The organism is Pleionea sp. WD8-19 (assembly GCF_055326765.1).
The window spans coordinates 364,807-373,523 of record NZ_JBUZOU010000003.1 but is presented as its reverse complement, the minus strand read 5'-3'; the positions used below and the strand labels follow the sequence as shown (position 1 = coordinate 373,523).

The window sequence follows — 8,717 nt, the reverse complement described above, 5'->3', positions numbered from 1 at the left end:
GGACAATGCCAGTTCAAAACTGGAACCTGACATTGTCACAACTGGCCATCCACTTTGAAGGTCGATTAGATGGTGAACTAGAACTTTAATTTTTAGGCTGACACAGAATTCTGAACGCCCTCTTCTATTGCGATCCCTGAGGAGTCCATATACATCCTACAGTTCCTGGAGTCCATATACATCCTACGGTTCCTTCCTTATAATTTTCCATCCAATGCCTTATAAGCAAAGGAACGCAAACTTTTTGGGACTAATTCAATATGATTATTTATAATTTTACTCACTTGTTCTGGATAAGCACTTTTCCAGTTACTTAGGCCAATTAATGCTGATCTCACACAACAATAGTTTTCTAATTTTAATATTTTTTCGAGAGTTTCAAGTACATTTAAATCAAACTCTAAAAGGGATACTTTGTAAGGTACTCCATGACGCGAAAATAATTGCCACCAAGTAATGCAAAGATAGTCAATTTTACGAAAATTTAAGCTATCATTGCTCTGAACTTGGCATATATTGCTAAAAATATTTTTAAAAAGAAAATACATTGCCTTTACAGAGTCAATTCTCAGCCTAATACAAATTCCTTCGTCTACAAATAAATAACCGAAGTTACCATGAGCTGTATTTATGGTGTAATTTAGCCCATGGTAGAGACAATCTATGTCATTGGCGAGACGTATCAATTGAGAGTCTTGATAGAGTTCTATCAATAACCCTAAAAGTTTTGAACTGACAAAGTCTGGCTCAATAAATTCATCATTATCATACCAACTCTCACCACAAGCATTCTTTGTAAATAAAAAGGATATTAAATCCTCGTATATATTAATTTTCATTAAACTTATTCGCAGTCTTCTTTACAATATTGTCTTATTGTGCGTTCTGCCTTTTTAATACCAGCTTCAGCTTGTCTAATTTGCTGTTGATGTGTATCGTCCATCACCCCATCATACCATCTATTTGTATACTCCTCCCGAGCAGCTTTACACCGCTTCCACTTCTGGAGTTCCCACTTCGCCCGTTGACACCTATCGCCTCCAGGTGGAGGGGGCTCATCACATATACGATGATACTCTCTACGATTAGTTATTTGCTCTAAGTCACCTCGGTCTTCATATTCATCACGATACTGATTAGGATTAACTGGAATAGGTTGAGAGAGTTCAGAGCTATCACCATTAATCCACTCATAAATACTAGATCCCGGACTTTGTCCCGTTATCGCTTCCCAGCCATAATTAAATCCTTCTCCTACTATATATCCTCCAGAAAACGAAGATAAATAAGGGTTTGGAGCGGGTATTCGGAAAGTAAATGGTCGAGCTAATGTAGTAGTATTCAGCCCGAACATATCAAAACGATTTACAGGATTTTGATAAGAATACCCAAAAGTATTGGGACCATCACTCAACCCAATAGGATCACTCTCAACATACCGACCCGTCTCAGGATCATAATCCCGAAAGTAATTATAGTGCAAACCACTCTCGGCATCGAAATACTGACCAGGGAAACGAATGTTGTTTTCAACCGTTTCAACTTCAACCGTAGCTTTACCAAAGGGCGTGTAATTCGCTTGCCAAACAATGTTTTGGTTGGCATCGGTCATTAATTCCGGCGTACCCAGGTGCGAGTTGTGGTAATAATAAATATTACTGCCAACAATTTGCGCAAACGGTTGATTGTTTAAGTATACGTATTCTTTTAATACGTTACCGGTACTATCCGCTTCTGCGATGAGTTGCCCTTGGCTGTTGTAGATGTAGTGGGTTTCTACACCGTTAACAACTTTAATGGTCCGCTCGCCTTTACCGTTATAGGTGTATGTGGCGGATGTGCTGCCTATTGCTATGGAGCTTAAGCGGTTAGCTTGGTTGTAGCCGAGGAATAAGTCGCCTTTTCGGGTTGTGTTGCCGTTGGCGTCGTATTCGAATGTAGATACTTGACTACCAGTAATTTTAGTAAGTTTTTCCCCGCTCAAAGAACCAGAGGACTGACTAACCACCAATAGCCCCGCAATTTCTTCGTCCGTTAATGCTCGGTCAAATATTTGGAGCTCATCCACTAACATTGCGGCACCGTACGAACCTTGCGCATCAGCTCCCAAAGTAAATCGTTTGGAAACAGTTGGTGCGGTTGCATTAGTTACTTCCTTTACTTTTACACCATCAATATAAAAACTTAATACACCATTTTCTAATTTACCGGTCCATAAATGCCATTTATTTAAATAGCTGGTGTAATTTACTTCAGCACGTGCTGTACCACTTCCGGTATAAATACCACAGCTGGAGTTATAACAATGAAACGCGATATCATTTGAGCCCCAGTAATCGCCCTGCCCCAGTACAAACCGCCAACCGGAAAGGCTGCTCAATTTAACGCGAAAGCTAATAGTGACCTGACCACTCATTCCCAGATCCGCAGGCACATCTAAAGAAGCATATTTACTACTCGTATCTAGATTCAACCCCTGACCAGAAAAACCCACATCAAACGATGCGCTATTGTATAAACTGCCACTTTTTGTGGGATTCAAATTGTCATTTAAATTATCTTCAAAACTGAATGAAGCAACCAGACCAGAAGGAATCCCTCCTTCTGCTGAAGGTATCGTGTATTCATAGAACTCTTTTATGCCATTGACATTTTCTATGAGCCGATTGCCCACTTTGTCGTAATCGTAAGCAATGCTTCCATACTCGCCGTTAGCGGTTACCAAATGACTAACGGCGTTATAATCAAACTGTTGAAGTTCATTATCTTGAATCGAAGTAATATTATTATTGGCGTTATAGCCATAACTTCTTGCAACAAAGCCGGTTAAGTCTCGCTGTGTGAGTCGGTAATCTTGGTCGAAAGAATTAAACAACGACAAGCCGTTACCGTATGTAAGAACACTCATTGGCCCAAAGGGCAAGTAGCTCATATTACTTGCAAGTGTGCTTAACTGGCCACCAATGTCACTGTGCATTTCAACTATTTGATTATTGTTGTTATACACGTAACTGAGTTGAACTCCCGATGGATAAGTCACAGAATTTAATCGACCTTGCTCATCGTAGGTATAAGCTAAGAGGTATGATTTATCTTTAACAATGTGTTCTTCTTTTTCCAGTTGTCCTAACAGGTTGTAATGGTAAATTGTAGTGCCCGAAGCATCGGTAATTTTACTCAGTCGACCTAATGCCGATACTTGGTTATACGAGGTATCGTATTCAAAAGCGATATTCTGAGATGCGTCAGCGTAAGTTATTTGTGTCACTCGATTTAAAGCATCGTATTGATACTGAGCAGTAATACCTCGAGCATCGGTTTTCGTTAAAACATTTCCTGCTTCATCGTAAGTAAACGTGCTGACACCCGTGTCTGGACTGGTCAGTTTTAACACATTCCCAAAAGCATTGTACTCGTAGGTAGTCGTTCGATTTTCTGCATCAGTTACAGACGTTACTCGGTTATGTGCATCGTACTGGTATTCAGTAACACCGCCTAACGCGTCGGTTACTTCTTTTACGCGACTGAGAGCGTCGAACACCGATAGGGTTTGGTTCTGCTCACCATCGGTGTTAGCGGTAATATTTCCGGCACTATCATAATTCAATAAAGTCGACTGACCATTGGCCCCCAAGTTTTGAACCAATTGACCTAATTGATTAAACACTTGAGATTGTGTAAAGGTAATAATGTTTTGAGGATCACGAATTTTGGTAGACGTTTTGTTACCAGCCCAATCGTACGTGTATTCTACTTTGTTACCTAAAGTATCGGTAACGCTTACTAGTCGACGAGCATAGTCGTACTTATAGCTTAATGAACTGCCGTTTGGTGTAGTCGTTTTAGAAATCAATCCAACTGGGTTGTATTCGTAAGATGTAGTTAAGCCACCAACTGTTTGAGACAGCAGACGCCCACGTTCATCCCAGTTCAAAACAGTTTCTAACCCGTTAGAGTCTTTAATGGATAAAGGAAAACCATTGGCATTAAAGTTTAAAAACTCAGTTTTGTGCCCTAATGCGTTGGTGACGCTTTCGATTCGCCCAGTGGCTAAGTTATACGTATAAGTGGAAGAGTCATTTACATCGGTACGAGGTCCATCAATCGACTCAAGCAAACCTAAACTGTTATAACTTAATCGAGTGACTCGCTCTTCAGCAGTATTCAGATCTTTTTCGATTTGCTCAATCACATTTCCTTGTGCATCGTAAACCAAGCGCTTTTCAAGGTTACCTTTAGTTACTGTTTCCGGTTTATTCCACGTGTTATTCCATACAGTTGTCGTTGTTTGAGCTTCCGCTGTACCAGCACCCTCTGTTACAGAAATTTCACGGTATTCGCTATCGTAGGTGTAATGGGTTTCTTTACCGCTCGGATGAATAATTTTGGTGACGTTACCATTGCTGTTGTAACTGTAGTATTCCGTACCAACTTCACTGCACCCATCACAGGGCAGTGCTTCAATTTCATAAACTTTTTGTTGTTGATTAATTTTTTTATAGCGATAGATTTTTTCGTTAAATTGAGTTTCCGACACGTACTCTTTAACTTTAGTTTCACCTTTCGTTGAAAAATCAAGCTCAACTTTCTCGATATTTACGTCATGCTCACTAGAAATTGCATGACCAGCGTCGTCATAGCTCCAAGTCGCAAACCGAATACCGTTTTCATCGATCATCCCAGTTAAAGCATTAGGGAAACGCGTATCTTCAAATAAAAACTGCAACGTTGGATTATTCGTTAAATCATTAGGTGTACTGTCGGGATAAATCACTTTGACTAAGTTTTGATTCGAGTCATATTCAAAATGATACGCAACACCATCAACATTTATTGCTGTTTTAACAAACCCGGCAGCGTTATATTCGAACTGAAGGAACTGTCCAAAATTGTTTTCTATTTTGGACACTTTTCCAGTACCAAAGCCACCGCTGTAATATTGGTAGCTTCTTGTTAACCCATTTTTTAATGTTCGTGATGCTAAGCGCCCTTGCGCATCGAAGTTCCAAACAGTTCCATTTTGATCGGTCAGCTCGTAGGTTCCATCTTCGTTTTTAACTAATGAGCCAAAATTTCCTTCGCTGCTCATAGGCTTATATATATCACCGGTATAATATCGAGTGACTCGACTGCCCGTTTTTAAAGCAATGGCCACATTATTACCATCTTGGTATACCGTCTCTAAACTTTTTACTTGAGAAGCACCGCGAAGCGCTCCGAAATTACCGATTTCAAGAGTTCGTGCCGGATCATTAAGATTTTCAATTAAAGATTTACTGTTATATTTTAAGTCCAGAGATAAAGCGTCTGTCCCCTGATTTTGAAATATCGTTGTCGGTTGAATTTTTGCCCCAGTTAAGCAGCTGATTGGGTTTCCAGCAGTAAATGCGGAGCCTTGAGGAGATGCAGGGCAGGAATTGGGCACACAGACATCGACATTGCTACCACCTAAAACGTTTAGTCCTTGGGAAAAAGATGCGTTGGGGCAATAATTGCATGTAGAAGCTTTAATATACGCAGTGTGTCTACCAGAGTTTCCATTTGGCCTATAAGTACAATCGTAATATTTTCCTGCTATACCGTTGTTAGCAGAGTAATACTGAACATATGACTCTGAATATGAGCACTCCCAATCTGGATCGCTCAAGTAACTTAACTCCACTTGACTTAGAAAGTCTGCGAGCTCTTTTTCACAACCTCCAACGGCAGTATTAAGCTCACTGTAGGAGCACCAACCGTTTTCAGCTGGTAAAACACTGGCTTCTACTGGTGGGGTAAAAATCGAGATACTCAAAGAAAGGAATACAAACAGAAAACAAAAATGACGGAACATGCGCTGACCTCTATTAAAGCAATGTCCGTATTGCTAGGAACCTAAGACTTCACTTCAGTTGTTTATATAACTGAAAAAACGGCGAGATTTTACACAACTAACACACGCGATAAAAGAGTAAATTGTGGGAGATATTTCACAAAAACACATTGGCTTTGTGACGAATGGTTGTGCACTAAAGTGACTCTAGCACGCCAGGCTCTTAACTTTTTCAGAGACTCTATTCGTGTAACTGACTGATTAATAACAAGATAATTAGATTTTTTTCGGTAAGTAATAGCCAACTTTTCAACGCAAATGTGTAGCCGAAGTTACTTTCGATACACAAGTTTAAAAATGGCCACTGAAAAAGCTCATAGACAAATAGGAAACCATTAATAGTAACATAGCAAAGCTTACTGTTATAAAATAACGTTTATTATGCCACTTTATCTTAAAAGAGATGGGTTAGCACCCAATGGCATGGACTCCTCCCCATCCCATAAAACCAAAAACGTTTCCGTTTTATTGCGTTCCACCAACCGTTAACTCGTCCACTTTCAGTGTTGGCTGGCCAACACCGACAGGCACACTCTGGCCATCCTTGCCGCAAATGCCTACACCTGGATCAAGCTTCAAATCGTTACCCACCATGGATACTTTTTTCATAACTTCCGGGCCATTACCAATTAAGGTTGCACCTTTTACTGGCGCGGTAATTTTTCCATTTTCAATTAAATAGGCTTCGCTGGTGGAAAATACGAATTTTCCGGAGGTGATGTCTACCTGGCCGCCACCAAAATTGGGTGCGTAAATCCCTTTTTTAACACTTTTAATAATGTCTTGCGGATCATCTTTACCGGCAAGCATATAAGTGTTGGTCATTCTGGGTAAAGGAAGGTGAGCATACGATTCACGTCGACCATTGCCGGTGGATTTTTCATTCATAAAACGCGCGTTGCGTTTGTCTTGCATGTAACCTTTTAAAATTCCATCTTCAATTAATACCGTGTGTTGCGTAGGTGTGCCTTCGTCATCAATATTGAGGGAACCGCGACTTTTTTCTAAAGTGCCATCATCAACAACGGTTACCAATGGTGATGCAACGCGCTCACCTACACGACCAGAAAACGCCGATGACCCTTTGCGATTAAAATCGCCTTCTAAACCATGGCCCACCGCTTCGTGCAATAACACACCTGGCCAACCAGCACCTAACACCACAGGCATTACACCGGCCGGTGCATCAATTGCATCTAGGTTGATTAACGCTTGTCTCACGGCTTCTTTGGCATAACTTTCAATATTGTTTCGATCAACAAACACTTGATAGTCAAATCGACCACCACCACCGGCACTGCCTCGTTCTCGTCGACCATTATGTTCAACAATAACGGAAACATTCATACGCACCAAAGGTCGAACATCTGCCGCTAAGGTACCGTCAGACGCCATCACTAAAATTTTCTCATAAACTCCCGATACCGACGCCATAACTTGTTTTACACGCGGATCTTGTTGGCGTGCACATTCATCGAGTTGTTTTAACAAATCAATTTTTTGTTCTTCGGTCATACCGCCTATAGGATCGTGTGAATCATACAGCGGTACAATTCGCGGTGATTGCCACGCGTTTACTTTTGCAATACTGCCACTGCGCGCAATACTACGCGCCGCAGATGATGCACGCTCCAGTGCGGGTAGAATGATTTCTTCTGAATAGGCAAACCCAGTTTTTTCTCCGGCCATGGCGCGAACACCCACACCCCGATCGGCGTTGTAACTCGCTTCTTTCACAATGCCGTCTTCCAAGCCCCAAGACTCGTGACGAACACTTTGAAAATACAATTCGGCGTTATCGATTTTATGGCCAAGCATCGATTCCAAAATGCGTGCAATTTTGGAGGTATCCAAGTTTGCAGGAGAAAGAAAATACTGTGTTACTTGATCGAGTGTATTGCTCATAAATACCTGTCTTTAATCCGCTGACGTAAACGAATATTAAATTTTGCGATGTGCCAACACGGGCATTTTTTTAGCCAAACTATCGATTTGAGATAAATCGATATCGACCATTAATACGCCCGGTTCTTGCTGCAATTGTCCCACGATTGTTCCCCAAGGATCCACCACCATAGAATGCCCCCAGGTTTCCCGATTATTTTCGTGATGCCCACCTTGCGCAGAAGCCAATACAAAGCACTGGTTTTCAATGGCGCGCGCACGGAGCAACACTTCCCAATGCGCTTTACCGGTGGTCACCGTAAATGCCGCAGGCAAAGCCACCAGTTTGACGCCTTGCTCCGCGTAATAACGAAACAGTTCCGGGAATCTTAGATCATAGCAGATCGCCAGTCCGAGCTTACCCCAAGGCGTATCGCAAACAACCGGTTTTGCTCCAGGGTAAGTGCCTTTAGATTCCCGGTAACTGCCTTGATTATCATCAACCGAAACGTCGAATAAATGGATTTTGTCGTATCCAGCAACGATTTCGCCTTCACTATTAATCACCAGCGTTCGTCCGTAAGGACGCTCAGGATCATCGGAGCGAATGGGAATGCTACCCCCGACAATCCAGATTTTGTGTTGTTTTGCCCACCCCATTAACTGTTCTTGAATGAGGCCTTCACCTGGAAACTCCTGAATGGTTTGTTTGTCGGTTTCTTTTTGGCCCATGAGTGGGAAATATTCCGGGAGAACGGTGAGTTGCGCGCCTTGACCGGCAGCTTGTTCGACTAAGCTTTCGGCTTGAGTGAGGTTTTGCTCCAGGTTGGTGGTGGAGCGCATTTGAATGATTGCGAGTTTTAAATTTTTTTCTTTCATGATCATTACTTAGTGGTTTTCTTCAAAATTGGTTTCGCACCGCTACGCAGAGAGCGAAATAAACAACCTAAAAACCCAAAAG

General features: G+C 41.6%; 4 protein-coding genes. All 4 read right to left on the bottom strand.

All coding sequences use genetic code 11. The features are described from left to right. Positions 1–197: 197 nt before the first annotated feature. Positions 198–839, bottom strand: a complete 642-nt coding sequence (locus ACTUJY_RS05875) for a hypothetical protein (RefSeq protein WP_463615127.1) — start codon at positions 837–839, stop codon at positions 198–200. 5 nt (positions 840–844) lie between these two features. After that, the gene (locus ACTUJY_RS05870) at positions 845–5,833 is read right to left on the bottom strand and encodes an RHS repeat-associated core domain-containing protein (RefSeq protein WP_463615126.1); all 4,989 of its coding nucleotides are present in this window, start codon (positions 5,831–5,833) and stop codon (positions 845–847) included. A 504-nt stretch (positions 5,834–6,337) separates the two neighbouring features. Further along, the gene (tldD, locus tag ACTUJY_RS05865; RefSeq protein WP_463615125.1) at positions 6,338–7,777 is read right to left on the bottom strand and encodes a metalloprotease TldD; all 1,440 of its coding nucleotides are present in this window, start codon (positions 7,775–7,777) and stop codon (positions 6,338–6,340) included. 36 nt (positions 7,778–7,813) lie between these two features. Further along, on the bottom strand, positions 7,814–8,635 hold the full coding sequence (locus tag ACTUJY_RS05860; protein ID WP_463615124.1) for a carbon-nitrogen hydrolase family protein: 822 nt from the start codon (positions 8,633–8,635) through the stop codon (positions 7,814–7,816). Positions 8,636–8,717: the final 82 nt, after the last annotated feature.